This window comes from Actinotalea lenta, from assembly GCF_030586465.1.
Lineage (GTDB): Bacteria > Actinomycetota > Actinomycetes > Actinomycetales > Cellulomonadaceae > Actinotalea > Actinotalea lenta.
On the sequence record NZ_JAUQYP010000001.1, the window covers coordinates 66,314 to 93,029 of the forward strand.

Genomic DNA, 26,716 nt, shown 5'->3' on the forward strand with positions numbered 1-26,716 from the left:
ACCCAGGTCATGGGACGACTTTCTTCCGAGGGGTGAGACCGGCGGGTCGCCGGCCAGGACGACCGCGACATCCCGGGGCAACGACTCCTCAGCGGTCGACCAAGGTCCTGGCGCGCGCGTACTCGACCAGTGCCCGGTCCAGGACCAGGTCCCAGGTGAAGGGCGGCCGGGACGCACGCGCCGCGCCCTGCAGCCGGGCCAGCAGGCCGGGGTCGCGCACCAGCCGGACCAGGGCGCGCGCCATCCCGGCATCGTCGTCCACCAGCAGCCCGTCCTGGCCGTCGGTGACGAACTCCGCCACCCCGGTCCCCCGGTGGGCCACCACGACGAGGCCTGCGGACCGCGCCTCGAGGGCGGCGATCCCGAACGCCTCGAGCACGGCCGGCGCGAGGAACACGTGCGCACCCCGGTAGGCGTCCCGGAGCGTCTCTCGGGGAACCCCGCCGCGCAGGGTGACGACGCCGTCCAGACCGCGGCGGTGCACCGAACGCGCCATGCGTTCCCGCACCGGGCCGTCGCCGAACACGTCCACCACGAGCGACCCGGGCTCGAGCTGGGTCATGACGTCCTCGAGCACCGCGACGAGGGCGGGCCCACGCTTGCGCGGGGCGAGCCGCATCGTCGCCACCGCGCGCAGCGGGCCGGACCCCGGCTCGGCATCCGGGGCCCACCTCGCCACGTCCATCCCGTTCGGGATCACGTGGACCTCGGACCCGAACACCTGGGCCACCCGCTCGGCGGCAGCGGCGCTCACGGCGGACAGCGCCACCGGGGCGCGCCGCCAGCGCGTCCGCGCCGCGAGCGCACGCAGTGCCGGCACCGCACCGTCCAGCATGCAGTGCCAGGTGATGGCGGTCGGCACCCCGGCGTCCAGCGCCACCCGTGCCCCGTCGTACGCGAACGGGGAGACCACGCCGGCGTGCACGTGCACGACGTCCGGCGCGTGAGCGGTGAGCAGGCGGCGCATCTCGGGCACGGCCGCCGGGTTGACCGGCAGGTCGAACGGGAGCCGGGCACCCAACCGGTGCACGGTCACCCCCTCGTCGTCGGTGACGGCCCCGCCGCGTTCACCGGCCGGCCCGAGGGTCGCCGTCAGGACGTGCACGTCGTGCCCGGCGCGGACCTGCGCCCTGGCCAGGTCCCGGACCTGGGTCTCGATGCCGCCCGTGCGCGGGGCGTAGCAGTCGGAGACGTGGACGATGCGCACCGCCCCAGGCTAATCCCGCCCGCAGGGATGCCGATTCTCCCGTCGAGCGGCGGAGGAGGGCTGCGTGGACCCACGCGTGGTGCACGTCGGTGTCGGGGCGGGCGTCACCGCCCTGGCCCTGGTGTGCGCACTCGGCGGGGCCGTCGGTCAGGGCCTGGCTGTGCTGATCGCGAGCATCGTGCCGGTGGCGACCTTCACCGCGCAGCGCCGGACGGGCAGGTCCCTGCACTCGGACGCCTGGTCCCTGCTGCTCGGCGGGTTCGTCCTCCTCGTCGTGCACAACGCCGTCTCGCTCGCGGCGTACACCGCGAGCGGGGGGCCGTACCGGGGGCTCTGGTACGGCGCGACCCTCGCGCTCGGCTATGCGCTGCTCGCCGCGGGAGGGTTGGTCGCGACCGCCCCGATGCTGCGCTCGGACCCCGGGGCCGCGATCGACACGGCGATCGTGGCGCTCGCCGCCGCGGGCCTGGTCTGGGTCACGTCGCTGGGCCGGGACACCTCCGGCGCGTCGACCGGTTCCCAGGTCCGGCAGGCCGTCGTCCTGGTCCTGGTGTGCGCGATCGTCGGCCTGGTCGCCCGTGCGGCGACCATGCGGATGGTCTCGTCCTACGCCCTGGGCTACCTGGTGCTCGCGGTGTCGGCGACCCTGCTCGGCACGGTCTCGAGTGCGCTGAGCGAGTGGGCCGAGCCGCACCAGCGGCCCTGGTGGGTCGCCCTGACCTGGTGCACGGCCAGCCTGGCGGTCGCGGCCGTCGGTGCGCGGCCGGCCAGCGTGCAGGTGGTCTCTCGGGCGACGCCGGGACGCCTGTCGGCACGTCGGCTGACCTTCCTCGGGGGCGCCCTGGCGCTGTTCCCCGCGATGGCGACCCTGGAGCACCTGCGCGGTGCACACGGACAGGAGACCGTCGTGAACCTGGCGGCCCTGGTGCTCGTTCCCCTGGTCGTGGCGCGCATCGCCCTGCTGGCCCGGCTGCATGCGGCAGCCGTGCACCAGCTCACGGTGCTGGCGACCCGGGACGACCTCACCGGCCTGCTCAACCGCCGCGCGCTGTCGGCCCACGTGACCACGGTCCTGGAACGGGTGGCCGGCAGGACGTCACCGGGTCTGGCCGTGCTCTTCCTGGACCTGGACGACTTCAAGGTGGTCAACGACCGCTACGGGCACCACGTCGGCGACCGCTTCCTGGCCGAGGTCGCGCGCCGGCTGAGCGCGCAGGTGCGCTCCGCCGACGCCGTGGGCCGGTTCGGTGGTGACGAGTTCGTGCTCGTGCTCGAGGGCGAGCCGCACGCGGCCCGGTCGGCCGGGCTGGTGGCGGTCGAGCGCGCCCTGGCCCAGCCGATGGACCTCGGCGAGGTCGTGGCGTCCAGCCACGCGTCGGTCGGCTCGGCGGTCGCGCGGACGGGAGAGCGCACCACCGCCGAGCGCCTGCTCAGCGCCGCGGACGCGTCGATGTACCGCGTCAAGCGCGCCCGGCAGGGCGCAGACGGCGCAGCCGAGAACGTGGCCGACGCCGACGTGGCCGACGCCCCGTCGGGGTGAACCGCGACCCGGTCTCCTCACATCACGGCGTCGACGGCCGATGCGGACGTCGAGCGCCGAGGCACCCCCGGCCGAGGCGCCCTCGAAGGCACCTCGGAGGCACGTGATGCTGCGACGCCAGCCCGTCCGGCTGGCGTTGCCCGCTGCCCTCGTGGTGCTCACGCCGCTGTGCGTGCTGGGCGACGACGTGGCGCGCGCCGGTGCGGTCGCGCTGGCCACCGCGGCCGCGGAGATCGCGCTCGCGACGTCCCCCCTGCGGCGGGTCCGGGCCGCCCGGATCCGGACCGCCCACGCCCTGCTGATCGCCGGGATGACGATGCTCCTGGCCCACAACGTCCACACGTTGCTCTCCCTGCTGCGACACGACGGCGCCCCGGACGGCATGGCCTACGCGGCGACCCTGGTGCTGGGCTACCTCGGGCTGCTGGTCGGGGGGACGGTGATCACGGTGTCCGGGGACGACGTGGGCGGCCACGCGGACAACGCGATCATCGCGGTGGTGGCCACCAGCCTCGCGTGGACCGTCATCATCCAGCCGGTCGAGCTGGCCGCCGGCCACTCCCTGGCGGCGCAGACCTACGAGGCCGTGCTCATCCTGCTCGTCGGGGGGATGGCCGGGGTCGGGATCCGCGCCTGGACCACGAACGCCAACGGCCGCGACCCCGTCGGCCACCTCGTGGTGGGCGTCCTGGCGGTGCTCGCGGGCCACCTGGTCGCCGTCCTGTCCGACGACCCCGCGACCGGGGCCGACAGCCCGTGGGTGGACGTCTGCTGGGTGATCTCCTACCTGGCTCTGGCTGCGGCCTTCTCCCACCCGAGAGCGGTCCTGATGAGCGCGCCGCAGCAGCGGACGCCGCGCCTCACGCGGGGCAGGCTGGCCATGCTCGGGCTGGCTCTGCTCGTGCTACCGGTCGCGATCGCCGCGACCGACCTGCACTCGGGGAGCCGCAGGAGCGTCGTGCTGGCCGTCGCCGCCGCGGTCCTGGCGCCGCTCGTCCTGGGCAGGATCGCGACCCTCGCCTCGCTGCACGCCGCCGCCGAACGCCGGCTGCACACCCTGGCCACCGTGGACGAGCTCACGGGCCTGCCCAACCGGCGCGCGATCTCGGCCCACCTGACCGAGATCCTTGCCCGTTGCGCCACCGCGGACTCGCCCGGCGTCGTGGTGCTGTTCCTGGACCTGGACGACTTCAAGCTGGTCAACGACGGGTACGGCCACGCGACGGGCGACCGGTTGCTGGTGGAGGTTGCGCAGCGGCTGCGCTCCGCAGTGCGCTCGACGGACCTCGTCGGCCGGTTCGGAGGCGACGAGTTCGTGGTGGCGATGGAGGGCCGCCCGGAGGCGACCCGGGACGCCGCCCTCACCACCCTGAGCCGGGCGTTGGCAGCGCCCGTCGTGCTGGACGACGCGGAGGCGTCTGCAGCGGCGAGCATCGGCGCGCGCCTGGTCCGCCCGGGCGAGAGGGTGAGCGCCGAGCAGGCCCTGTCAGCCGCCGACGCCGCCATGTACGTCGTCAAGCGCGGGCACCGGAGCGACGTGGAGGTGGCCGGCAAGCCGGCCTAGCGGCGGGTCACTCCCACTCGATGGTGCCCGGCGGCTTGCTCGTGACGTCCAGCACCACGCGGTTGACCTCGGGGACCTCGTTGGTGATGCGCGTGGAGATCCGGGCGAGCACGTCGTAGGGCACGCGTGTCCAGTCGGCGGTCATGGCGTCCTCGGAGCTGACCGGGCGCAGCACCACGGGGTGGCCGTACGTGCGCCCGTCGCCCTGCACACCGACCGACCGGATGTCGGCGAGCAGCACCACCGGGCACTGCCAGATGTCGCGGTCGAGGCCCGCGGCCGTCAGCTCGGTGCGCGCGATCGCGTCGGCGGCGCGCAGCACCTCGAGGCGCTCGTGCGTGACCTCGCCGATGATCCGGATGCCCAGCCCGGGGCCGGGGAACGGCTGGCGCCAGACGATCGCCTCGGGCAGGCCCAGCTCCAGGCCCACCGCGCGGACCTCGTCCTTGAACAGCCGGCGCAGCGGCTCCACGAGCTCGAACTGCAGGTCGTCGGGCAGGCCGCCGACGTTGTGGTGGGACTTGATGTTCGCCGCGCCCTCGCCGCCCCCGGACTCCACGACGTCCGGGTACAGCGTGCCCTGCACGAGGAAGCGGACCTCCTCGCCGTGCGCGCCGGACTCGGCGACGACGTCGCGCGCCGCCTGCTCGAAGACCCGGATGAACTCCCGGCCGATCGTCTTGCGCTTGTCCTCCGGGTCGGTCTGGCCCGCGAGCGCGGCGAGGAACCGGTCGCGCGCGTCGACGGTGACCAGGCGCACACCGGTGGAGGCGACGAAGTCGCGCTCGACCTGCTCGACCTCCCCGGCGCGCAGCAGGCCGTGGTCGACGAACACGCAGGTCAGCTGGTCGCCGACGGCGCGCTGCACGAGCGCAGCCGCGACCGCGGAGTCGACCCCGCCGGACAGGCCGCAGATCACCCGGGCGTCGCCGACCTGCTCGCGGATCGCCTCGACCTGGTCGGCGACCACGTTGCCCGGCGTCCAGGTGGGCGACAGCCCGGCGCCCAGGTACAGGAAGTTCTCCAGCGCGCGCTGCCCGAGCGAGGAGTGCTTGACCTCGGGGTGCCACTGCATGCCGTACAGGGACCGGTCGGCGTCCTCGAACGCGGCCACCGGGGAGCCGGCTGAGGTCGCCAGCACCCGGAAGCCCTCGGGTGCGCCCTGCACCGAGTCGCCGTGGCTCATCCACACCGACTGCTCCACCGGGGAGCCGGTCAGCAACGTGCCGGGAGCGTCCACCGTGACGTGCGTCCCGCCGTACTCGCGCGTCCCGGTGCGGGCGACCTCGCCGCCGAGCGCCCGCGCCATGGCCTGGAAGCCGTAGCAGATGCCCAGTACCGGGACGCCGGCCTCGAACAGGGCACGGTCGACGGACGGCGCCCCCTCGGCGTACACGCTGGCCGGACCGCCGGAGAGGATCACCGCCGACGGGCGCCGGGCGAGCATCTGCTCGACGGACCAGGTGTGCGGGACGATCTCGGAGTACACCCTCGCCTCGCGCACCCGGCGCGCGATGAGCTGGGCGTACTGGGCCCCGAAGTCGACGACGAGGACCGGCCCGGCGGGGCCGTCCGGATCGGTGGTCGGGGTCTGCGCAGCTGCCACGCGGGGAGTCTAGTGAGCGGCGTCCGCGGCTCGGAGGGTCTGCCCACCGGCCGGGCCACCCGTGGCGATCTGCGCCGCCGCGTCGGTGTGCACGCGACGCTCGAGGACGAAGGACATCACGGGCACCACGCCGGCGAGGGCCATCGTCACCAGACGACCGAAGCCCCAGCGGACGGTCGACCACAGGTCGAAGACCGTCACGAGGTACACCACGTAGATCCAGCCGTGTGCGTACGGGATCCAGCCGATCAGGCGGACCACCGACTCGTCGACGCCGACGACGTACTTGAGCAGCATCTCCGCGACCAGCAGGAGAAGCATCGTCCCGGTGACGTAGGCCATCACGCGGTATCGGGTGAGTGCTCCGGCGGCCCGGTCCGGCCACGCCTTCTCAGCCACTGCTCCTCCTGTCCGTGCGACGCTCGCGCCCCCCATCCTGCCCGACGAGGGCGCCGGTCTCTCGCCGAGGGACGTGGCGCCCCGGCCGGTCCCGGCGGGATCAGAACCCGTCGTCGTCGGGCGAGACGTTCGCGTACCGCACCGAGGTGCGCGGTCTGGCCATCATCGGCTCCACGGTCGCGCGCCAGAGGGCGTAGTGCGCGGTCTGCTTGTGCGCGGCCGCGGCATCCTCGTCCCGGTACACCTCGACGAGCACCAGGTGGGTCGGGTCGGCCCGGTCCACGAGCACGTCGAACCGAAGCACCCCCGCCTCTTCGCGGCTCGCCTCGGCGTTGACCAGTGTCGCGGCCCGGAACTCGTCCTCCCGTCCCGGCACGACGGCGACGTCCACATGCACCACCAGCAGCATCCAGCCAGGGTATCCCCGACCCCGCGGGCGGACCGGAAAAGTCGTCGCCCGGTGTCGGTGGCGGGACCTACCGTCTCCGGGTGCGCCAGATGCCCTACGCCGACCCGGGACGCCCGCCGCTGACCTCGGCCTCCGCCTACCTGTGGTGGGTGGCCCGAGGGCAGGCCGGGCTGGTCGGGTCCTGCGTGGCGTGGTCGTCGCTGGCCTTCGTCTCCGCCGCCGCGCTGCCCTACCTGCTGGGCGTCGCGGTGGACGCCGGCCTCGAGCGCGGCCCGGTCCGCGCGCTGTGGTCGGCCGTGCTGCTGCTGCTCGCGGTGGGGCTGCTGGGCGCCCTGGCGAACGTGATGGAGCACCGGCGCCTCGTGGAGGGCTGGATCCGGGCTGCTTTCCGGTCCTCCCAGCTGCTCGGGCACCACGTCACCCGCACCGGGGACGCCGTGACCGCCGAGCTGCCGACCGGCGAGGTCGTCGCGACCGTGGCGTCCGACTCGCTGCGCGTCGGCGAGGTGTTCTGGATCCTGCCGAGGCTCGTCGGGGCGCTGGTCTCCTACGCCGTCGTGGCCGTGCTTCTGCTGCGCGCGTCGGTCGCGCTCGGGCTCGCAGTGCTCGTCGGGCTGCCGACGGTGGCCGCGATGCTCGCCCTGATCGTGCGTCCGCTGTCGCGCCGCGAGGCGGATCAGCGGGCAGCGGGCGGACGGCTGACGACGCTCGGTGCGGACACCGTGGCCGGGCTGCGCATCCTGCGCGGCATCGGCGGCGAGGACGTGTTCGCCGGCCGCTACCGGGACCAGTCACAGCGCGTGCGGCGCGCAGGCGTACGCGTCGCACAGACGGAGTCGGTGCTCGACGCGCTCAAGGCGCTGCTGCCGGGGCTCTTCCTGGCCGCGGTGGTCTGGTACGGGGCCCGCCTGGCGATCGCGGGGACCATCACGCCCGGCGAGCTCGTGACGTTCTTCGGCTACGCCGCGTTCCTCACCCAGCCGCTGGACGTGGCCACCGAGGCGCTGCGCATCGTCACGCGCGCGGTGGTGGGCGTGCGGCGGATGCTGCGCGTGCTGTCGGTGCCGCCGACGGGTGCCGACACCCGCGAGCAGCCGCTGGACCTGGGCGAGCGGCCGCCGGCGACCGAGGCGTCGTCGCTGGTGGACGAGGCGACCGGCGTGGCGCTCCCTGCGGGCCGGCTCACCGCCGTGGTCAGCCCGGACCCGGACGAGTCCGCCGCGCTTGCGCTGCGGCTCGGGCTGCTGGGCTCGGGGCACGACCGACGCGTGCGGCTCGGCGGCATCCCGCTGGCCGAGCTGGGCCTGGCGGAGGTGCGGCGACGCATCGTCGTGGCCGAGTCCATGCCGCACCTGTTCACCGGTTCGCTGCGCGAGGAGCTCGACGTGCGGGGCGGCAGCGACGACGCCGCGAAGCTCGCGGCCCTGCACGTCGCCGACGCACACGACGTGCTCGAGTCGGTGCCGGGTGGGCTCGACGGGCACGTGGCGGAGAAGGGTCGCTCGCTGTCCGGCGGCCAGCGTCAGCGCCTCGCCCTGGCGCGCGCGCTGCTCACCGAGGCCGAGGTGCTCGTCCTGGTCGAGCCGACCAGTGCCGTGGACGCCCACACCGAGGCACGGATCGCCCGGCGGCTCGCCGCGGCGCGGGCGGGCCGCACCACCGTCGTGGTCACGGCGAGCCCTCTGGTGCTGGACCACGTGGACCACGTGGTTCTCCTGGCCGGCGGGCGGGTGCTGGCCGAGGGGACGCACCGCGGGCTGCTCGCAGCCGACGACGAGGGCGGCCGGCGGTACCGCGGCGTCGTGTCGCGTGCGGCCGCCGAGGACGACCTCATCGACCCCTACGACCCCCGGGAGGAGGACCCCCGTGCGACTGCCCATCGCTGACGCCGCGACCCTGCGCGCGCACACCCTGGCCCTCGTGCGCCGCCACCGGCGCCCCCTGGCCGGGGTGCTGGTGCTGCACGCGCTCGCGGCCCTCGCCGGGCTCGCGGGACCGTGGCTCCTGGGCCGGCTCGTCGACGCCGTCGGGCGCGGCACCACGGTCGGGTTCGTCGACCGGGCGACCGCCTGGCTGGTCGCCGCGGTCCTCGTGCAGACCGTGGCGATCCGCTATGCGCAGCGCGCCTCGCGCGTGCTGGGCGAGACCGTGTTCGCGGACCTGCGCGAGGAGTTCGTCACCACCGTGACCCGACTGCCGCTGTCCGTGGTGGAGCGGGCCGGCACGGGCGACCTGCTGGGCCGGACCACCAACGACATCGACCGCGCGCAGCACTCCGTCCGGTTCGGTGTCCCGCGGATCCTGGTCACGTCAGCCACCGTGGTCCTGACGGCGGTGGCGGCCGTCGCCGTGGACTGGCGGGTGGCGGTCGCGCTGCTCGTCGGCGTGCCGACCCTCACGGCGACCGCCCGTTGGTACCTGCACCGCGCCGCAGCGGGCTACCTGCGCGAGTCCGCCGCCTACGCGACGCTCAACGGGACGATCAGCGAGTCCGTCGAGGGTGCGCGGACCACCGACGCCCTCGGCCTGGGCCACCGGCGCCGCAGCCGCATCGACGACGACCAGCGCGAGGCGTTCGCCGCCGAGTCGCGAACCCTGTTCCTGCGCACGGTGCTGTTCCCGGGCGTGGACGTGTCCTTCGTGCTGCCCGTCGCGGCCTCGCTGCTGTGGGGCGCGTGGCTGGTCTCGCAGGGCCTGAGCACGGCCGGCGCGGTCACCACCGTCGCGGTGTACGCGTTGCAGATCCGGCACCCGATCGGCGAGCTCATCTACTGGCTGGACGAGATCCAGATCGGCGCGACGTCGCTGGCGCGGATCCTGGGCGTGGGGTCGGTCGAGCCGGACCGGACCGCGGGGGCCGAGCGGCCCGCCGGTGACCAGGTGGTCGCGAGCGACCTGCGGTACGCCTACCGCGAGGGGCACGACGTGCTGCACGGCATCGACCTGGCACTGCAGCCCGGTGAGCGGCTCGCCGTGGTGGGGCCGTCCGGTGCGGGCAAGTCGACCCTCGGCCGGATGCTCGCCGGCATCCACCCGCCGACCGGCGGCCGGGTCGCGATCGACGGCGTGCGGCTGGTCGACCTGCCGCTCGCGGAGCTGCGCGGGCACGTCGCTCTGGTCACCCAGGAGCACCACGTCTTCGTCGGGACGCTGGCCGACAACCTCCGCCTGGCGGACACGGAGGCGGACGACGCGGCCCTGCGCCGTGCCCTGGCCGCCGTGGACGCACTCGCCTGGGTGGAGGCGCTGCCGGGTGGGCTGTCGACCGAGGTGGGGTCGGGCGGTGTGACGCTGACCCCGGGGCAGGCCCAGCAGGTGGCGCTCGCCCGGCTGGTCCTGCTCGACCCGCACACCCTGGTGCTGGACGAGGCGACGTCGCTGTTGGACCCGCGCGCAGCCCGGCACCTGGAGCAGTCGCTGTCCCGGGTGCTGTCCGGGCGCACCGTGGTGGCGATCGCACACCGCCTCTACACCGCGCACGACGCCGACCGGGTCGCGGTCGTCGACGACGGCCGGATCCGCGAGATCGGCCCGCACGAGGAGCTCGTCGCCGCGGGTGGGGACTACGCAGACCTGTGGCGGTCCTGGCAACAGGAGTGACACGCGAGGTCGGCGGCCCGCCGGATCGCCCCCTCGTCCAGCGGACCACCGGTGACGTAGCGGCGGTGGAACAGCGGACCGGCGAGCGCGTCGAGGATGGCGTCGGCATCGGCCGGCGAGTCCGCCAGTGCCCGGGCCAGCCCCGTCGCCAGCGCGAGCAGATCGCCCGCGAGCGTGCCGGTGTCGGGCGCCGCGGGCATCGGCAGCGCGACACCGAAGGCGTCCCGGACCAGGGCTCGCTGGTCCGGCCAGTGGCGGTAGATCGTCGTCTTGGCCACGCCCGAGCGCGCGGCGACCGCCTCGATGGTGGTGCCGGCCACGCCGTCGGTGGCGAGCAGCTGTGTGGCCGCCGCGAGGACGGCGGCGCGCGACCGGACGACCCGGGGGTCGGTGCGGGTCATGTCCGGGCCCCCGACGCGAGTGCCCCGGGGAGCGCCCACCGGCCGCGATGGTCGTGGACGTACTCCGCCACGGTCCGTCCCGGCCGGCCGAGCAGGCGCTCCAGGGTGGGATCGACGTGGTCGGCCTGACCGCGGCGCAGCCCCACGTGCAGCACGGTCTGGACGGCGACCTGGGCGAGCGGGAGCCCGGTCCGCCGCAGATGCGCCGCGTAGGGCAGGACGCCTGCGGGTCGGTAGGTGATGGCGCGGCCGAGCTCAGCGGCCAGGATCGCCGCGACCTGCGGGAAGTCGAGGGCTTCGGGACCGGTCAGGGTGTAGCCGGCGCCGTGGTGCGCCGCCGGGTCGCCGAACACCCGCGCCGCGACCCCGATGTCGCGGGTGTCGACACCGCCCGGCCCGCACCGAGGGGGTGGACGCACCTCGGCAAGGTGGCATGGTTCGGGCTGCTGGCTGGTTGTCCACAGATGGGGTTGCTGCGCCCCGCGTGTCAGGGGTTCTTCGTACACTTGTTCGCATGGCGGGTGGCGAGCGGGTGGCGGGGGTGCTGTCCCGGTTGCGCGCGGACGTGGCCGACCTGGCCGCCGCGGACCTGTCGGGGGTGGACGGCGCGGACGGGCCGAGCCTGCACGCCGAGCTGGCCCGGTTGGCCGGGCAGATCACCGCGGTGGCGGCCCGGGTCCTGGCCCGGGTCGAGGACGACGGGCGCTGGCAGGCCGGACCGGCGCGCACGTTCGGTCAGTGGGTCGCCCGCCGGGAGGGCACCTCGGTCGGCGCCGCGCGCCGCCAGGCCACGTTGGGGCGGGCACTGGACCACGACCTGCCCGCCACCGCCGCCGCTGTTGTCGAGGGGGCCTTGACCCTGGAGCACGCCCAGGTGCTGGCCCGGGCCGCGACCTCCCCAGCCCACAAGCAGGCCCTGGCTTCCTCCAACCCGGCCGTGAACGAGGCATGGCTGGTGCGCCAGGGGCGCCACCAGGGCGCCGACCAGTTCGCCCGGACCGTGGCCCGCTGGGCCCAGACCGTGGACGCAGGCACCGCAGAACGCGACCACCAGGCCGCCGCGGCCCGCGAACACCTGACCCTGTCCCGCCGCGGCGACGGCCTGGCCCTGCACGGCTTCCTGACCCGCGAGCACGGCGAGGTCCTGGCCACCGCCCTGCGCGCCGTGGGCGGGGTCCCGCCCGCCGAGGAGACCCGCACCGTCGACCAACGCCACGCCGCCGCGCTCGTGGACACCGCCCGACTGGTCCTGGACCGCGGCCTGGCCGGCACCGGACAGGCCGTGCGCCCCCACCTCAGCGTGCACGTCGGCTGGGAAGCCTTCCACCACCAGGTCGCGCGCGCCGCCCAGGCCGACGGACCCGGCGCGGCCACCTGGCTACCGGCCACCTGGCACCGCGTCGGCGAGGACCCCGACCGGCCCGACTGGGCCGCGTTGGCACCGGCCCAGTTCGACGACGGCACCCCCGTGCCGCCCTCCGTGCTGGCCCGCCTGGCCTGCGACTCGGAGATCACCCGCGTGATCTTCGGCCCCGACTCGGCCGTGCTGGACGTGGGCCGTGCCCAACGCACCTTCACCGGACAGCAACGCCGCGCCGTCATCGCCCGCGACCGCACCTGCCAATACCCCGGCTGCCACGCACCCCCCACCCTCGGCGAGATCCACCACGTCCGATGGTGGCAACGCGACACCGGACCCACCGCCGTGCCCAACGGCATCCTGCTGTGCTTCCACCACCACGACCGCGTCCACCAACACCACCTACACATCACCCGCGACCACGACCGATGGCTGTTCACCCGACCCGACGGACACGCCATCACCCACCACCGCGCGGGTCCACCCGACGACCCGCCCTTGCCTGAGCACCCCGGGCCACCCGGACCCCACCGCCCACCAGACGACCCGCCCCCACCCGACGGCACGACGGCACGCGGGCGACCCGACGTGGACCAAGGCGAGCTTCCGCTCGCCGGTTAGGACGCGCGCGTGCAGCGACTGCCCCGCAGCGACCTACGCAGAGTGCGCTTCGTCCCGGGGCCCGGGCCGGACACCGTCAGGGCGCTCGGGCCGGTCACCGTCCGGGTGCGCGCGCCCGAGATCGTCGTGCGGCTCGGGCCGGACGTCGCTCTCAGGCCGGGGCTCGCCACCGTCCCCCGCGTCGGCAGCCCTGCGCTCGCGCGCCTCGTCGCCGAGCATGCGCCACCACAGCGCGAGCGCGAAGCCGCCGAACAGCCACCACTGCAGCGCGTAGCCGAGGTTGCGCCAGTCGACCCCGCCCGCCGTCGTGCCGGGGGGACCCAGGGCGACCATGCCCGCGGGGGGCGCGCCGTCGATCGTGTCGACGACCAGGTAGCCGGTGTAGATCGGGCCACCCCAGCTGTTGACCAGCTCGGCGGGGCTGATGGCGTCGGTCTGGCCCGCCGGGAACCCTCCCCGGCCCGCGGCCTCGCCCACCTGGAGCCAGCCGACCACGGTCACCTCGCCGGCCGGCGGGGGCGCCGTGCCAGCCGGGTCCTCGACCCCGGACACCCAGCCCTGCACCACGGGCAGGACGGCGCCCGTGCCCGCGACCCGCAGCGGCGTGAGCACCAGCGCACCGGTCCGTCCGTGCACCACGCGGCCCGTCACCAGGAGCTGGTCGGACTCGAAGGTCCCCGTGACCGTGACGTGCTTGCCCACCAGGTCGGAGGTGAACGTGGTCTGCGGAGGCAGCACGCTGCCCAACGGAACGGGTGCGGCTCTCTCGGTCCGCTCGGCGGCCGCCTGAGCTCGCGCCTCACCGCGAGACAGGGCCCGGTCGAGCTGCCACACGCCCAGTCGCGCGAACACCGCCGCCATGATCAGGAACGCCGCGAGCACCGCAATCATCCGCGGACGCGCTGCGGCACGCAGCCGCTCGCGCACGGTCGGACCCATGGGACCACGGTAACCGGGACCAGCCGACGAGACCGCCGCGAGCAGGCTCGTCGCTCTCCGTGTGGTGGGCACCTGGATGTGGTGAAGTGGGAACCGCACAGTCCAGCACGAACGGCTCGACCAGCCCCCCGCAGGGCCAAACGTCCCATGTTTGGCCGAGGATGAGCGCGAGACCCTGGGGCGGACCACGGCCGGGCCCCGGCAGCACAGGAGACGACATGACCGAAGTGCCCGCTGCGACCGGTGCGTGGCGTACCGGTTCCGGTGAGATCAGCGACAGCGTCCTGAGCCGGATCGACACGTGGTGGCGCACGGCCAACTACCTGTCGGTCGGCCAGATCTACCTCCTGGACAACCCCCTGCTGCGCGAGCCGCTCACCGCGGACCACGTCAAGCCGCGGCTGCTGGGGCACTGGGGGACGACGCCTGGACTGACCTTCCTCTACGCGCACCTCAACCGCGCGATCGCCGAGCGTCAGCAGTCCACGATCTACATCACAGGCCCGGGTCACGGCGGCCCGGGCCTCGTCGCGAGCGCCTACCTGGACGGCACCTACTCCGAGGTGTACTCCGACATCACCGAGGACGCGGAGGGCCTGCGCAGGCTGTTCCGGCAGTTCTCCTTCCCCGGTGGTGTCCCGAGCCACGTCGCACCGGAGACCCCAGGGTCGATCCACGAGGGCGGCGAGCTGGGCTACGCCCTCTCGCACGCCTACGGCGCCGTGTTCGACAACCCCGACCTGCTGGTCGCCGCCGTGGTCGGCGACGGCGAGGCCGAGACCGGCCCGCTCGCCACGAGCTGGCACTCCAACAAGTTCGTCAACCCGAGGGCCGACGGCGTCGTGCTGCCGATCCTGCACCTCAACGGGTACAAGATCGCCAACCCGACCGTGCTCGCCCGGATCAGCGAGGACGAGCTGACCGACCTCATGGTGGGCTACGGGCACAAGCCGCACGTGTTCACGGCGGGCTTCGACGACGAGGAGCCCCTCTCCGTCCACCGCCGCTTCGCGACCCTGCTGGACGAGGTCCTGGACGAGATCGCCGCGATCAAGGCCAAGGCCGCGCAGGGCGACCTCGAGCGTCCGATGTGGCCGATGATCGTGTTCCGCACGCCCAAGGGCTGGACCGGTCCCGACTACATCGACGGCAAGAAGACCACCGGGTCATGGCGCGCCCACCAGGTCCCGCTGGCCAACGCGCGGGACACGCCCGAGCACCTCAAGGTGCTCGAGGACTGGCTGCGCAGCTACCGCCCCGAGGAGCTGTTCGACGCCGACGGTCGGGTGATCGAGGACGTGCGGGCGCTCGCCCCGACCGGCACCCTGCGGATGAGCGACAGCCCGTACGCCAACGGCGGGCTGCTGCTGCACGACCTGCGCCTGCCGGACTTCCGCGAGTACGCCGTGGACGTGCCCTCCCCCGGCGGCTCCATCTCCGAGGCGCCGCGCGTGCTGGGCCAGTGGCTGACCGACGTCATCCGGCTGAACCCGGACAACTTCCGGATCTTCGGGCCGGACGAGACGGCGTCCAACCGGCTCCAGGCCGTGTTCGACGCGACCGACAAGCAGTGGAACGCCGAGTTCGACGGCCCCGAGGTCGACGAGCACCTGGCCCGCGCCGGCCGCGTCCTCGAGATGCTCTCGGAGCACCAGATGCAGGGCTGGCTCGAGGGCTACCTGCTCACCGGGCGGCACGGGTTGTTCAACTGCTACGAGGCGTTCATCCACATCGTCGACTCGATGGTCAACCAGCACGCCAAGTGGCTCAAGGTCACCGCGGACATCCCGTGGCGCCGACCGATCGCGAGCCTGAACTACCTGCTGTCGAGCCACGTGTGGCGCCAGGACCACAACGGGTTCTCGCACCAGGACCCCGGCTTCATCGACCACGTGATCAACAAGAAGGCCGAGGTCGTCCGGGTCTACCTGCCGCCGGACGCGAACACCCTGCTGTCCACCTACGACCACTGCCTGCGCAGCCGCGACTACATCAACGTCGTGGTCTCGGGCAAGCAGCCCGCGCCCAACTTCCTGACCATGGAGCAGGCCGTTGCGCACTGCACCCGCGGGCTCGGGATCTGGGACTGGGCAGGTACGGAGATCCCCGGCAAGGAGCCGGACGTCGTGCTCGCCGCCGCGGGTGACGTGCCGACCCTCGAGGTGCTCGCCGCCGCGGACATCCTGCGCCGCGAGCTTCCCGTGCTCATGGTCCGCGTGGTCAACGTCGTCGACCTCATGCGCCTGCAGGACGAGCGGGAGCACCCGCACGGACTGTCGGACCGCGAGTTCGACAACATCTTCACGGCGGACCGGCCCATCGTGTTCGCCTACCACGGGTACCCGTGGCTCATCCACCGCCTGACCTACCGCCGCAACGGGCACTCCAACCTGCACGTGCGCGGCTACAAGGAGGAGGGCACCACGACCACGCCCTTCGACATGGTCATGCTCAACGACCTGGACCGCTACAAGCTCGTGATCGACGTCATCGACCACGTGCACTGGCTGCGGACCGGGCAGGCGAACCTGCGCCAGAAGATGGTCGACGCACGGCTGCGGGCCCGGGAGTACACCCGGGCGTACGGCGAGGACATCCCCGAGGTCCGCGACTGGGTGTGGCCGGAGGCCGGCGACGGAGCCGCCGCGGCCATGTCCGCCGCATCCGCGACCGGCGGCGACAACGAGTAGACCCCCCACCGCCGGCCGACGGTCGGCACGACACAGCAAGAAGGACACCGTGGCACGCAGCATCTACATCACCTCTGCCGAGGGCGACACCGGCAAGTCGACCGTCGCCCTCGGCCTGGTCGACCTCCTGACCCGGACCGTGGCCCGGGTCGGGGTGTTCCGCCCCGTCGCCCGGTCGGTGCAGCAGCGTGACTACGTGCTCGAGCTCCTGCTGTCCCGGGAGGGCGTGGACCTCAGCTACGACGAGTGCGTCGGCGTCACCTACGAGGAGGTGCACCACGACCCGGAGGCCGCACTGTCGCGCATCGTGTCGCGCTACCACGAGGTCGAGCGGAAGTCCGACGTCGTGGTCATCGTGGGCACGGACTACACCGACGTCGCGGCGGGGCCGACCGAGCTGGCGTACAACGCCCGGATCGCGGTGAACCTCGGTTCGCCGGTGCTGCTCGTGATCCGCGGGTCAAACCGTCGGCCGGACGAGGTGCACTCGATGGCCGAGGTCTGCCTGGCCGAGCTGCGCACCCAGCACGCCGAGGTGATCGGCCTGGTTGCCAACCGGTGCCCGGGCCAGCACCTGCTCGCGATGCGGGCCGCGCTCGGCTACGACCTGCCGGCCTGGGCCATCCCGGACGACCGCGTGCTCATGGCACCGACCGTGCGGGCGCTCATGGAAGCCGTGGACGGCCGCCTGGTCGCGGGCGACACCGACCTGCTGTCCCGCGAGGCGCTCGACGTCCTGGTCGGCGCGATGTCCGTGGAGCACCTGCTCGAGAAGCTCACCGACGGGGCCGTGATCATCACCCCCGGTGACCGCTCGGACGTCCTGCTCGGTCTCCTGTCCGCCCACGCCGCGGAGAGCTACCCGTCGCTCGCCGGCGTGATCCTCAACGGCGGCTTCTACCCGCCGCCCCAGGTCGCGAAGCTGGTGGACGCGCTCGGTCAACGGCTGCCGATCATCCGGTGCGACTACGGGACGTTCCGGACCGCGAGCGCCGCCGCCTCGATCCGGGGCCGGCTGTCGGCGGACTCGCAGCGCAAGGTCGACACCGCGCTGGCCCTGTTCGAGAAGCATGTCGACGGCGAGGCGCTGCTGGCCCGGATGGACGTGTCCCGGCCCAGCGTCATCACGCCGCTGATGTTCGAGTGGGAGCTGCTGTCCCGCGCCCGGTCGGACAAGAAGCACATCGTGCTGCCCGAGGGCGAGGACGACCGGATCCTCCGGGCCGCCAGCACGCTGCTCCAGCGCGAGGTCGCCGACCTGACCATCCTCGGCAACGAAGCCGCGATCCGCGGACGCGCCACCGAGCTGGGCCTGGACATCTCCGCGGCGGACGTCATCGACCCCAAGGACGGCGAGCTGCACGAACGGTTCGCACGGGACTACGCCGAGCTGCGCAAGCACAAGGGCATGACGGTCGAGCGGGCACGGGAGATCGTCGGCTCGGTGTCGTACTTCGGGACCATGATGGTCCAGCTCGGGCTCGCCGACGGCATGGTCTCCGGCGCGATCCACACCACCGCGCACACCATCAAGCCATCGTTCGAGATCATCAAGACCCAGCCGGGGACGTCCATCGTCTCCAGCGTGTTCTTCATGTGCTTGGAGGACCGGGTCCTGGTCTACGGCGACTGCGCCGTGAACCCGGACCCCACCGCGGAGCAGCTCGCTGACATCGCGATCTCCTCCGCGGACACGGCCGCGCAGTTCGGGATCGCACCCCGGATCGCGATGCTGTCCTACTCGACCGGCGAGTCCGGGACAGGCGCGGACGTGGAGAAGGTCCGGGAGGCGACCGCCCTCGTCCGCGAGCGCCGCCCCGACCTCGAGGTCGAGGGTCCTATCCAGTACGACGCCGCCGTGGACGCGTCCGTTGCCAAGACGAAGATGCCGGACTCGACCGTGGCCGGCCGGGCGACGGTGTTCATCTTCCCGGACCTCAACACCGGCAACAACACCTACAAGGCGGTGCAGCGCTCCGCCGGGGCCGTCGCCGTCGGACCGGTGCTCCAGGGTCTGCGCAAGCCGGTCAACGACCTGTCGCGCGGCGCCCTGGTGCAGGACATCGTCAACACGGTGGCGATCACCGCGATCCAGGCGCAGGCCCTCTCCGGGGTGCCTGCCGCCGGCGCGGCGGACGGCACCCCCGTCGCGGTGAGCCCGGCGGGCACCGCCATCACTTCCGGAGGAACCCTCGCATGAGCACCCACGTCCTGGTCGTCAACTCTGGGTCGTCGTCGATCAAGTACCAGCTGATCGACGTCGGCACCTCGGAGTCGCTCGCGTCGGGCATCGTCGAGCGGATCGGCCTGGAGATGGGCCACGCCAAGCACGAGGGTCCCGACGGCAGGACCGAGATCGACCGTCCCGTGCCCGACCACACCGCGGGCATGGCGATCATGATGGAGCTCTTCGAGGCCCACGGCCCCGAGATCGACCCCGAGCACCTGGCCGCCGTCGGGCACCGCGTGGTGCAGGGGGGCGCCGTGTTCTCGGGCCCCGCCCTGATCGACGACACGGTGCAGCAGCGGATCGCCGACCTGTCGCCGCTGGCTCCGTTGCACAACCCGGCGAACGTCGAGGGCATGGTCGCCGCGCGCACGACCTTCCCCGCCGTGCCCCACGTGGCCGTGTTCGACACGTCCTTCCACCAGGGCATGCCGCCGGAGTCCTACACCTACGCCCTGGACCGTGAGGTCGCGGACCGCTACCAGATCCGCCGGTACGGGGCGCACGGCACCTCGCACCTGTACGTGTCGCGCACCACCGCGGAGTACCTGGGGCGGGACTACGGCGAGCTCAACACCATCGTGCTGCACCTGGGCAACGGCGCCTCGGCCTCGGCCGTACGGGGCGGGGTGTGCTTCGACACCTCGATGGGCCTCACGCCGCTCGCGGGCCTGGTCATGGGGTCACGGACCGGGGACATCGACCCGGCGGTGATCTTCCACCTGCGGCGCGTGGCCGGGATGTCCACCGACGAGCTGGACGACCTGTTCAACCGGCGCTCGGGGATGCTCGGCATGTGCGGGATGTCGGACATGCGCGACGTGCACGACGCCGTCGCCGCCGGCAACGAGGAGGCCCGCACGGCGCTCCAGGTGTACTACCACCGGATCAAGGGCTACGTCGGCAACTACTACGCCCAGCTCGGGCACGTCGACGCGATCGCGTTCACGGCGGGCATCGGCGAGAACGACGACATCGTGCGGCTGAACTCCCTCGCGGGGCTCGAGCGGCTCGGGATCCGGGTGGACCCCGAGCGCAACGCAGGACGCAAGAAGGAGATCACCGTCATCTCTCCCGACGACGCGGAGGTCACCGTCCTCGTGGTGCCCACCAACGAGGAGCTGGAGATCGCCCGCCAGGCCGTGGAGCTGCTCGGGGCCTGACACCCTCCCCGCGCGTGATCAAGGAGTTCGTGCCCTGTCGCCGGGCACGAACTCCTTGATCACGGGGATCAGTCCAGGGCCAGGACCTCGCGGACCTTGGGGTCCACGAGGTCCAGGGCGGCGGCCCGGGCCTCCGGTGCGGTGAGCGCGCCCCGGGCGGCGGCCGCCATCTGGCGGCAGACGTCCAGGGTGTGCGCCCGTAGGGCGTAGCGGACGCCGGGGACCGCCGCCGGGGACATGGACAGCGAGGTCACCCCGAGGCCCGTCAGGACGAGCGCCATCACGGGGTCGGCGGCCGACTCGCCGCACACCCCGACGGGCTTGCCCAGCTCCACGCCGGCCTCGGCGGTCATCGCCACCAGGTCCAGGACCGCGGGCTGCCACATGTCCAGCAGGTCCACCAGCTCGCCACGGAGCCGGTCGGTCGCCATCGTGTACTGAGCCAGGTCGTTGGTGCCGATCGAGACGAAGTCGACCTCGGCGAGCACGTCGCGGGCCCGGAGAGCGACCGCAGGGACCTCGACCATCACCCCGACGGTGTGGACCCCCGCGTCACGGGCCAGTGCGGCGAACTCCGCAGCCTCGGCCACCGTGGCGATCATCGGCGCCATCACCCAGGGCCTGCCGCCGGTCTCGGCCTGCGCCCGGCCGATCGCCGCGAGCTGGGTCGCCAGGAGCTCGGGGGCGGCACGCACGAGCCGGTAGCCACGCACGCCAAGGGCGGGGTTGTCCTCCCCGGGCTGCGTGACGAAGGCCAGCGGCTTGTCTGCGCCGGCATCCAGGGTCCGGATCACGACCTTCCGCTCGCCGAGCGCGGTCAGTGCCCGGGCGTAGACCGCGGCCTGGTCGTCCTCGCTCGGCGCGGTCTGGGCGTCCAGGAACAGCACCTCGGTGCGGAACAGACCCACGCCCTGGACGGCCGCGTCCGTGAGACGCTCGGCGTCCTGGGCCGTGCCGATGTTGGCGAGCAGCTGCACGCCGTGGCCGTCCGACGTCGCTCCGTCGGCGGTGTCCTCCGCGAGCGCCGCCAGCGCCGCGCGCCGCGCCACGACGGCGGCCTTGACCTCCTCGTCGGGCTCCACGATGACCGTGCCGCGTGCGGCGTCGACCGCGACCTCCTCGCCGTCCGTCAGCTCTGCGACCTCCGCGGCGCGCACCACGCAGGGCAGGCCGAGCTGGCCGGCGATGATCGCGGTGTGCGAGGTCGGGCCACCCTTCTCGATCACGATGCCCAGCACGTTGGCCAGGTCCAGCACCGCCGTGTCCGCCGGGGACAGGTCCTCCGCGACGACGATCGACGGGCGGGTGAGCGCCGGGACACCGGGCTCAGGCAGGCCCTCGAGCTGCGCGATGACGCGGTCGCGCACCGACGCGAGGTCGGTGGCACGTTCGGCCATGTAACCGCCGGCGGCGGTGAACATGTCGATGAACTGCCCGGCCACCTCCTGCACCGCCCTCGAGGGGGCGACGCCCTCACGAACCTTGGCCGCAGCCTGCCCGGCGAGCGCCGCGTCCTGCGCCATCAACGCGGTCGCGGACAGCACGTCCTTCAGCGTCCCCGTCGCGGCGTCGGCGCGCGCCTGCAGCGTCTCGGCGACCTCGGCGAACACCGTTCCCAGCTGCTCCGCCGCCGCCTCCGGGTCCGCCGGTGCCGGCGCGTCGGCGGGCACCGTCGGCACCGGATGGGCCCGCGCGACCGGGCCGACCACGGCGCCACGGCCCACCCCGACACCTGTGATGGTCCGCATGATCACTCCGCGTCCATGTCGGTGGCGAGCATCGCCACCATGTCGTCCAGGACCTTCTCGTCGTCGCAGGCCAGCACGACCTCCTCGCCGTGCTTCACCCCCAGGCCCATGACGAACAGGATGCTCGAGGCATCCACCGGGGGCTGCCCCGGCCGGGCGATGGTCACGGTCGTGCCGCTGGCGGCGACGGCCTGGGTGAACAACATCGCCGGACGAGCGTGCAGCCCGACCTTCGACGCGACGGCAACGGTCCGCTCAGCCATGGTGGTCCTCCTCGGGGTTCCCGGCGTGCTTGAAGCCAACCTAGCGCCGCGCACGGCACCAAAGGTCCTGATCGTCCGCTCTCGCGGCCCGTCATGGTGCGCCCCGGGGCCGGTCGGCCCCGGGGCGCTTTCGACGACAGTGTGCACCGACCCCGAGCCCTCGGCGCGGTGCTCCGCCGTCAGGGCAGGATCGTCACCTTGATCGCCTCACCCCGAGAGACGATCCCGATCCCGTCCAGCACCTGGTCGAGCGGGAGGCGGTGAGTGATGAGGTCCTTGACCGGGACCTTGCCCTCCGCGATGAGCTGCAGAGCACGCTTGTTGTGGTCGGGGCTCGACCCGTTGGCGCCGACGATGGTCAGCTCGCTGTAGTGCACCAGGTTGGAGTCCAGCGTGATCGTCGGCTTGTCCTTGGGCAGCCCGCCGAAGAAGCTGATCCGGCCACCGCGCGCGAGCATCTGCAGCGCCTGCTCCTGGGCGGCCCCTGAGGCGGCCGCGGTGATGGCGACGTCCACGCCGCGCCCGTCGGTCAGCTCACGGATCGTGGCGATCGGGTCCGCGTCCGCGCTGCAGATCGCCGCGTCCGGCGACACCAGGGCCGCGGCCATGTCGAGCCGCTCGCGGGACAGCTCGACCAGGAAGACGCGGCCCGCGCCGAACGAGCGTGCCAGCCGCACGTGCAGGCAGCCGATCGGGCCGGACCCGACGACCACGACGTCGTCGCCCGGGTTGATGCGAACCAGCTCCTGGGCGTTGAGCGCGCAGGCGAGCGGCTCGGCGACGCTGGCCTCCTCGAAGCTCAAGCCGTCAGGGATCCGGTTCAGCCCGTCGACGTTGAGCACGTTGACCGGGACGATCATGAACTCGGCGAAACCGCCGTCGAAGTGGTAGCCCATCGACACCTGGTTGGGGCAGATGTTCTGCTGCCCCGCGGCGCAGAAGGAGCACTCGCCGCACGGGATCGCGGCGATCACCTGGACCCGGTCACCGGCCGTCCAGCCCGGGACGTCGGCGCCGACCTCGACCACCTCGCCGGCGATCTCGTGCCCCATCACCCGGGGCGGGTCGATGTGGTGGTGGCCGAACCGGGAGATCTTGACGTCCGTGCCGCACGTGGAGCACGCGCGCACCCGGATCTTGACCTCCGCCGGCCCCGTGGTCGGCTCGTCGATGTCCTCGAGCCGGATGTCACCGGGGGCGTAGAAGCGGGCGACTCTCATCATTCTCCTTCGTTGGCGGGGCTCGGGGTGAGCATCCGCAGGACGGTGTCGGGGTCCGCGGCGTTGCGCAGGGCCGCGGCCTGCTCGGGGACCATGAGGATCTGGGCGAGCTGGGCCAGGACGTCGACGTGCCCGTCGCCCTGCGCCGCGATCCCGATGCAGATCGTGACAGTGCTGCCGTCCCAGTCCACGCCCTCCGGGAAGCGGAGGAAGCACAGGCCGTCACGCAGCACAGCCTCCTTGCCGGCCAGCGTGGCGTGCGGGATGGCGACCCCCTCGCCGATGTGGGTGGAGATGCTCTTCTCGCGCTCGAGCATCGCGGGCACGTAGGCCTCCTCGACCACACCGGCCTCGACCAGGGCGCGGCCGCACGCCTCGATGGCGGCCTTCTTGTCCGCAGCCTTCTCGTCGAGCCGGATCGACTCGCGCGCGAGGAGCACCGCGAGGTTGATGTCAGACATCGAACGGCTGCCCGCTCTTGAGGCCGTTGACGACCTTGGTGACGGCGGGGTCACCGAGGAAGAGGTTGAACGGCACCACCGGGGTCGAGCCGGCCACACCACGCGCACGGTCGAGCAGACCGGCGTGGGTCAGGACGATGTCGGCGTCGGCGGGGATGCCGGCGACCGCGGTGTGCTCGACGGTGATGCCGTCCTTGGCCAGCTGCTTCTTCAAGGTTCCGGCGAGCATCGCGCTGCTGCCCATGCCTGCGTCGCAGGCGACGACGAGCTTCTTCACGGTGCCGGGGTCGATGGTGGTCATGGGGTCCTCCAGTGGGGCTCGGACGCGGGGTGGGGTGTGCCGGCCTGGGCCGGCCGGGGGTGGTGCGCGTGCCGCGAGGCGGTGGCACCCGCAGCCGCCGGGTCGGGACCGCGCTCCCGACCCGGCGACGGCGTCAGGCGGTGGCGGTTCCGGCGGCGGCTGCGCCCTTGGACTCGGACTTGCGCGCGGCGACCTCGGCCTGGGCGGCCTCGAGGTCCGCCTCGGACTTCTCCTTGCGACGGAATCCGAGCAGTGGAGCGGCCACGAGGAAGGAGACGACGGTCGCGACCAGGACCGCGAGGAGCGGGCCGATGACGCCGCTCTTGGGGAGCATCGCGAAGTAGGCGAAGATCGACCCCGGCGACGGCGAGGCGACGAGCCCGGCACCGGTGACCACGGCGGTGAACACACCGGCCATGCCACCGAGGATGGTCGCGGCGATCAGCTGCGGCTTCATCAGGATGTACGGGAAGTAGATCTCGTGGATCCCGCCGAAGAAGTGGATGATGATCGCGCCCGGCGCCGAGGGACGCAGCGCGACGGGACCGAAGAACATGATCGCGAGGAGCACACCGAGGCCCGGGCCGGGGTTCGTCTCGAGCATGAACATGATGGACTTCCCGGCGTCCTGCGCCTGCACCACGCCGATCGTGTCGAGCACGCCGTGGTTGATCGCGTTGTTGAGGAAGAGCACCTTCGCCGGCTCGATGATGAGGGAGGCGAGCGGCAGCAGGCTGTGATCCACCAGCCACTGCACCCCGTTGCCGGCAGCGGTGGTCAGCGCGTTGACGATGGGGCCGATGATGTACAGGCCGAAGATGGCCATGGCGCCGCTGATGATGCCGGCGCTGAAGTTGTCGATCAGCATCTCGAAGCCGGCCTTGACCCGTCCCGCGAGAGCCTCGTCGAGCTTCTTGACGACCCATGCCGTCAGGGGGCCGATCCCCATGGCGCCGAGGAACATCGGCACGCTCGAGCCGATGATCACGCCGACCGTCGCGATCGCGCCGACGACGCCACCGCGGGTGCCGTGCACCATCTTGCCGCCGGTGTAGCCGATGAGCAGCGGCAGGAGGTAGGTGATCATCGGGCCGACGAGACCGGTGTGGGCGGTGCCCGCAGCGTCCTCGAAGCCGCCGATCGCAGCGACCGGGGTCCACCCGGTCTTGATGAAGAACGCGGTGATGAGACCCCAGGCGATGAAGGCACCGATGTTCGGCATGACCATCCCGGCGAGGTAGCCGCCGAAGCGCTGGACGGTCGCCTTCACCCCCGTCCCCGTGACGGTCGGTGTGTATGCGCTCACTGGAACTCCTTCGTTGCCAGACGTGCACGAGGCCTGCTGACCCCGCGCGGTGGGTGGGCTATGCGGTCCCGACGAGTGGTTGGGGCAGGAACGCGTCGGTCTCGTTGTCCGGCAGGACCACCGCGGCGGCGGGATCCACGTCGGACGGCCCGGGCATCTGGGTGCCCGGGAGCTGGACTGCGGCCGCGCCCCACGCGAGGGCTGCGGCCATGGCGGCGCGGCGGCCACCGTCGTGCGCGGACAGGAAGCCCGCGAGGAAGGCGTCACCGGCGCCCACGGTGCTGCGGGGGGCGATCGCGACGGATGTGCCCACCAGGACGCCGTCGGCGTCCACCAGCACGGCGCCGGCCGGCCCGAGGGACACCAGGACGGCGCCCACGCCCGCCGAGCGCAGCTCGCGTGCGGCCTCCACGACGTCGGACCGGTTGCGCAGCCGACGGCCGACGGCCTCCGCCAGCTCCTCCGCGTTGGGCTTGACCAGGGCCGGGCATGCGGCGAGCGCCTCGACCAGGGCCGGTCCGGAGGTGTCGACGGCGACGCGGGCCCCGCGCTCGACGAATCGCGGCACCATGCGCGCGTAGGTGTCCGCCGGAGCGCCGGCGGGCAGGCTGCCGCAGAGCACGACCCACGCCCCGGGGCGCGTCGCGCCGAGGGCGGCCTCGACGACCGCGTCGAGCTCATGGTCGGCGAGCGCCGGACCAGGTTCGTTGATCTTGGTGACGGTGCCGTCGGCCTCGGCGATCGTGACGTTCGAGCGGGTCTGCCCGGTGATGGCCACCGTGATGGCGTCCACCCCCTCGGCGCCGAGGAGGTCGACGACCTGGCTGCCCACCGATCCCCCGACCGGGAGCACGGCGCGCGCCGCGACACCGTTGGCCAGCAGGGCGCGTGTGACGTTGACACCCTTGCCGCCAGGGTGCAGGTGGCCGCCGGTCGCCCGGTTGACCTCGCCGATGCGGAGCCGGGGCACCTCGACGGTCCGGTCCAGGCTCGGGTTCAGGGTGATCGCCAGCACTGCCCGATCTTGCCCGTTCGCGCCCATCTCATCTCCGTTGACCGCCCGAATGTTTGGCAAGACCTGTGTCTAGTTGGGAAACGGCGCTTTGTCAAGCCAATCCACAGATGTGCGGACCGGAACGGGCTGACTCGGACTCTTCTCGTGTCCGAACGGACGTGCGCTACTCGGGCTGCACGCGCGTCGCGATGCGCGGGGCGCTCACGACACCACCACCTGCCTGGTGACGATGTCCGCGACGGTGGCGGCATCGGGGGCCTGCAGGATCGAGGTGCGGAAGGAGTCGTGCACCAGGCGGCGGGAGAGGGCCGCGAGGAGCCTCAGGTGATCGTCACCGCCGCCGGCGGGGACGGCGATGAGGACGACCAGCGTCGCCGGACCGTCCGGGGCACCGAAGTCCACGCCGCGGGGGGCCCGCCCCACGGCCAGGCTGGGGGCGAGCACGCACGCGGACCGGGCGTGCGGCAGGCCGATGCCCCCGGGCATCCCCGTGGCAGTCTGCGCCTCACGGGTTCGCACGTCGGCATGGAACGCCTCGGCGTCGGTGACCCGGCCCGCGGCCACCATGCGATCGATGAGGACCCGGGTCGCGGCGTCGCGGTCCGCCACGCCGAGGTCCATGACGACCAGGCCGGGCGTGATCAGCGGGTGTCCCATGTCACTGCTCCTTCGACGC

General features: G+C 73.1%; 23 protein-coding genes. 8 read left to right on the top strand and 15 right to left on the bottom strand.

Annotated features, from left to right (window positions below):
• Positions 1–88 precede the first annotated feature (88 nt).
• Positions 89–1,207 (bottom strand): glycosyltransferase family 4 protein, encoded by a 1,119-nt coding sequence (locus Q6348_RS00295; RefSeq protein ID WP_304599345.1) that lies wholly within the window; start codon positions 1,205–1,207, stop codon positions 89–91.
• Between the two features lie 64 nt (positions 1,208–1,271).
• Here Q6348_RS00295 and Q6348_RS00300 point away from each other — a divergent pair, with 64 nt between their 5' ends.
• Positions 1,272–2,747, top strand: a complete 1,476-nt coding sequence (locus Q6348_RS00300) for a GGDEF domain-containing protein (protein ID WP_304599346.1) — start codon at positions 1,272–1,274, stop codon at positions 2,745–2,747.
• Between the two features lie 106 nt (positions 2,748–2,853).
• Positions 2,854–4,311, top strand: a complete 1,458-nt coding sequence (locus Q6348_RS00305; RefSeq protein ID WP_304599347.1) for a GGDEF domain-containing protein — start codon at positions 2,854–2,856, stop codon at positions 4,309–4,311.
• Between the two features lie 7 nt (positions 4,312–4,318).
• Here the strand turns inward: Q6348_RS00305 and guaA are convergent, their stop codons facing one another.
• The 3 genes from guaA to Q6348_RS00320 all read right to left on the bottom strand — a co-directional run bounded on the left by guaA (position 4,319) and on the right by Q6348_RS00320 (position 6,725).
• Positions 4,319–5,917, bottom strand: coding sequence for a glutamine-hydrolyzing GMP synthase (gene guaA / locus Q6348_RS00310; protein ID WP_304599348.1), 1,599 nt, complete (start codon positions 5,915–5,917; stop codon positions 4,319–4,321).
• Positions 5,918–5,926: 9 nt separating this feature from the next.
• On the bottom strand, positions 5,927–6,352 hold the full coding sequence (locus Q6348_RS00315; protein ID WP_434062041.1) for a DUF3817 domain-containing protein: 426 nt from the start codon (positions 6,350–6,352) through the stop codon (positions 5,927–5,929).
• Positions 6,353–6,416: 64 nt separating this feature from the next.
• Positions 6,417–6,725, bottom strand: a complete 309-nt coding sequence (locus Q6348_RS00320) for a putative quinol monooxygenase (RefSeq protein ID WP_304599350.1) — start codon at positions 6,723–6,725, stop codon at positions 6,417–6,419.
• Positions 6,726–6,814: 89 nt separating this feature from the next.
• On the opposite strand from Q6348_RS00320, the gene Q6348_RS00325 reads away from it, so the two are divergent.
• Together Q6348_RS00325 and Q6348_RS00330 are read left to right on the top strand one after the other, a co-directional pair.
• Positions 6,815–8,611, top strand: a complete 1,797-nt coding sequence (locus Q6348_RS00325) for an ABC transporter transmembrane domain-containing protein (RefSeq protein WP_304601874.1) — start codon at positions 6,815–6,817, stop codon at positions 8,609–8,611.
• Positions 8,592–10,325 carry an ABC transporter ATP-binding protein gene (locus Q6348_RS00330; protein WP_304599351.1) on the top strand — a complete coding sequence of 578 codons (1,734 nt, stop codon included), beginning with the start codon at positions 8,592–8,594 and terminating at the stop codon, positions 10,323–10,325. Before Q6348_RS00325 ends, Q6348_RS00330 begins: the two co-directional genes overlap by 20 nt.
• Here Q6348_RS00330 and Q6348_RS00335 read toward each other — a convergent pair.
• Both Q6348_RS00335 and Q6348_RS00340 read right to left on the bottom strand, forming a co-directional pair.
• Entirely contained in the window at positions 10,289–10,726 is a 438-nt protein-coding gene (locus Q6348_RS00335) for a TetR/AcrR family transcriptional regulator (protein WP_304599352.1), read from the bottom strand. The genes Q6348_RS00330 and Q6348_RS00335 overlap by 37 nt on opposite strands.
• On the bottom strand, positions 10,723–11,145 hold the full coding sequence (locus tag Q6348_RS00340) for a Rossmann-fold NAD(P)-binding domain-containing protein (RefSeq protein WP_304599353.1): 423 nt from the start codon (positions 11,143–11,145) through the stop codon (positions 10,723–10,725). Before Q6348_RS00340 ends, Q6348_RS00335 begins: the two co-directional genes overlap by 4 nt.
• 95 nt (positions 11,146–11,240) lie before the next feature.
• On the opposite strand from Q6348_RS00340, the gene Q6348_RS00345 reads away from it, so the two are divergent.
• On the top strand, positions 11,241–12,707 hold the full coding sequence (locus tag Q6348_RS00345) for an HNH endonuclease signature motif containing protein (RefSeq protein WP_304599354.1): 1,467 nt from the start codon (positions 11,241–11,243) through the stop codon (positions 12,705–12,707).
• 33 nt (positions 12,708–12,740) lie between these two features.
• Here Q6348_RS00345 and Q6348_RS00350 read toward each other — a convergent pair whose 3' ends face one another.
• A complete protein-coding gene (locus Q6348_RS00350) occupies positions 12,741–13,646 on the bottom strand; it encodes an SURF1 family protein (protein WP_304599355.1) in 906 nt (301 codons plus the stop codon).
• Between the two features lie 218 nt (positions 13,647–13,864).
• Here Q6348_RS00350 and Q6348_RS00355 point away from each other — a divergent pair, with 218 nt between their 5' ends.
• From Q6348_RS00355 to Q6348_RS00365, 3 genes are read left to right on the top strand one after another with little or no spacing between them, the layout of a single operon-like run.
• On the top strand, positions 13,865–16,336 hold the full coding sequence (locus tag Q6348_RS00355) for a phosphoketolase family protein (protein WP_304599356.1): 2,472 nt from the start codon (positions 13,865–13,867) through the stop codon (positions 16,334–16,336).
• A 49-nt stretch (positions 16,337–16,385) separates the two neighbouring features.
• On the top strand, positions 16,386–18,536 hold the full coding sequence (gene pta, locus Q6348_RS00360; protein ID WP_304599357.1) for a phosphate acetyltransferase: 2,151 nt from the start codon (positions 16,386–16,388) through the stop codon (positions 18,534–18,536).
• Entirely contained in the window at positions 18,533–19,726 is a 1,194-nt protein-coding gene (locus tag Q6348_RS00365) for an acetate/propionate family kinase (protein WP_304599358.1), read from the top strand. The genes pta and Q6348_RS00365 overlap by 4 nt, the downstream gene beginning before the upstream one ends.
• A 68-nt stretch (positions 19,727–19,794) precedes the next feature.
• On the opposite strand, the gene ptsP is transcribed toward Q6348_RS00365, so the two are convergent.
• The 8 genes from ptsP to Q6348_RS00405 form a co-directional block, all read right to left on the bottom strand.
• Positions 19,795–21,474: a phosphoenolpyruvate--protein phosphotransferase gene (gene ptsP / locus Q6348_RS00370; RefSeq protein WP_304599359.1), complete on the bottom strand. Its 1,680-nt coding sequence runs from the start codon at positions 21,472–21,474 to the stop codon at positions 19,795–19,797.
• Positions 21,475–21,476: 2 nt separating this feature from the next.
• Positions 21,477–21,737: an HPr family phosphocarrier protein gene (locus Q6348_RS00375; RefSeq protein ID WP_304599360.1), complete on the bottom strand. Its 261-nt coding sequence runs from the start codon at positions 21,735–21,737 to the stop codon at positions 21,477–21,479.
• A 179-nt stretch (positions 21,738–21,916) separates the two neighbouring features.
• Positions 21,917–22,957, bottom strand: coding sequence for a zinc-dependent dehydrogenase (locus Q6348_RS00380; RefSeq protein WP_304599361.1), 1,041 nt, complete (start codon positions 22,955–22,957; stop codon positions 21,917–21,919).
• Entirely contained in the window at positions 22,957–23,418 is a 462-nt protein-coding gene (locus Q6348_RS00385; RefSeq protein ID WP_304599362.1) for a PTS mannitol transporter subunit IIA, read from the bottom strand. Before Q6348_RS00385 ends, Q6348_RS00380 begins: the two co-directional genes overlap by 1 nt.
• Positions 23,411–23,719, bottom strand: coding sequence for a PTS sugar transporter subunit IIBC family protein (locus tag Q6348_RS00390; protein WP_304599363.1), 309 nt, complete (start codon positions 23,717–23,719; stop codon positions 23,411–23,413). Before Q6348_RS00390 ends, Q6348_RS00385 begins: the two co-directional genes overlap by 8 nt.
• Positions 23,720–23,852: 133 nt before the next feature.
• Positions 23,853–25,025 carry a PTS transporter subunit EIIC gene (locus tag Q6348_RS00395; protein WP_350339628.1) on the bottom strand — a complete coding sequence of 391 codons (1,173 nt, stop codon included), beginning with the start codon at positions 25,023–25,025 and terminating at the stop codon, positions 23,853–23,855.
• Positions 25,026–25,083: 58 nt separating this feature from the next.
• Positions 25,084–26,067: a 1-phosphofructokinase gene (gene pfkB, locus Q6348_RS00400; RefSeq protein WP_304599364.1), complete on the bottom strand. Its 984-nt coding sequence runs from the start codon at positions 26,065–26,067 to the stop codon at positions 25,084–25,086.
• A 174-nt stretch (positions 26,068–26,241) separates the two neighbouring features.
• On the bottom strand, positions 26,242–26,697 hold the full coding sequence (locus Q6348_RS00405) for a PTS sugar transporter subunit IIA (protein ID WP_304599365.1): 456 nt from the start codon (positions 26,695–26,697) through the stop codon (positions 26,242–26,244).
• Positions 26,698–26,716 lie beyond the last annotated feature (19 nt).

Excerpts from the sequence above, each read along its gene's own strand:
- ptsP (WP_304599359.1), bottom strand. The coding sequence starts at position 21,474 with ATGCGGACCATCACAGGTGTCGGGGTGGGCCGTGGCGCCGTGGTCGGC.
- Q6348_RS00380 (WP_304599361.1), bottom strand. The coding sequence starts at position 22,957 with ATGAGAGTCGCCCGCTTCTACGCCCCCGGTGACATCCGGCTCGAGGAC.
- Q6348_RS00320 (WP_304599350.1), bottom strand. The coding sequence starts at position 6,725 with ATGCTGCTGGTGGTGCATGTGGACGTCGCCGTCGTGCCGGGACGGGAG.
- Q6348_RS00345 (WP_304599354.1), top strand. The coding sequence starts at position 11,241 with ATGGCGGGTGGCGAGCGGGTGGCGGGGGTGCTGTCCCGGTTGCGCGCG.
- Q6348_RS00315 (WP_434062041.1), bottom strand. The coding sequence starts at position 6,352 with ATGGGGGGCGCGAGCGTCGCACGGACAGGAGGAGCAGTGGCTGAGAAG.
- Q6348_RS00365 (WP_304599358.1), top strand. The coding sequence starts at position 18,533 with ATGAGCACCCACGTCCTGGTCGTCAACTCTGGGTCGTCGTCGATCAAG.
- Q6348_RS00305 (WP_304599347.1), top strand. The coding sequence starts at position 2,854 with ATGCTGCGACGCCAGCCCGTCCGGCTGGCGTTGCCCGCTGCCCTCGTG.
- Q6348_RS00350 (WP_304599355.1), bottom strand. The coding sequence starts at position 13,646 with ATGGGTCCGACCGTGCGCGAGCGGCTGCGTGCCGCAGCGCGTCCGCGG.
- Q6348_RS00335 (WP_304599352.1), bottom strand. The coding sequence starts at position 10,726 with ATGACCCGCACCGACCCCCGGGTCGTCCGGTCGCGCGCCGCCGTCCTC.
- Q6348_RS00375 (WP_304599360.1), bottom strand. The coding sequence starts at position 21,737 with ATGGCTGAGCGGACCGTTGCCGTCGCGTCGAAGGTCGGGCTGCACGCT.
- Q6348_RS00385 (WP_304599362.1), bottom strand. The coding sequence starts at position 23,418 with ATGTCTGACATCAACCTCGCGGTGCTCCTCGCGCGCGAGTCGATCCGG.
- Q6348_RS00325 (WP_304601874.1), top strand. The coding sequence starts at position 6,815 with ATGCCCTACGCCGACCCGGGACGCCCGCCGCTGACCTCGGCCTCCGCC.
- pfkB (WP_304599364.1), bottom strand. The coding sequence starts at position 26,067 with ATGGGCGCGAACGGGCAAGATCGGGCAGTGCTGGCGATCACCCTGAAC.
- Q6348_RS00405 (WP_304599365.1), bottom strand. The coding sequence starts at position 26,697 with ATGGGACACCCGCTGATCACGCCCGGCCTGGTCGTCATGGACCTCGGC.
- Q6348_RS00355 (WP_304599356.1), top strand. The coding sequence starts at position 13,865 with ATGACCGAAGTGCCCGCTGCGACCGGTGCGTGGCGTACCGGTTCCGGT.
- Q6348_RS00390 (WP_304599363.1), bottom strand. The coding sequence starts at position 23,719 with ATGACCACCATCGACCCCGGCACCGTGAAGAAGCTCGTCGTCGCCTGC.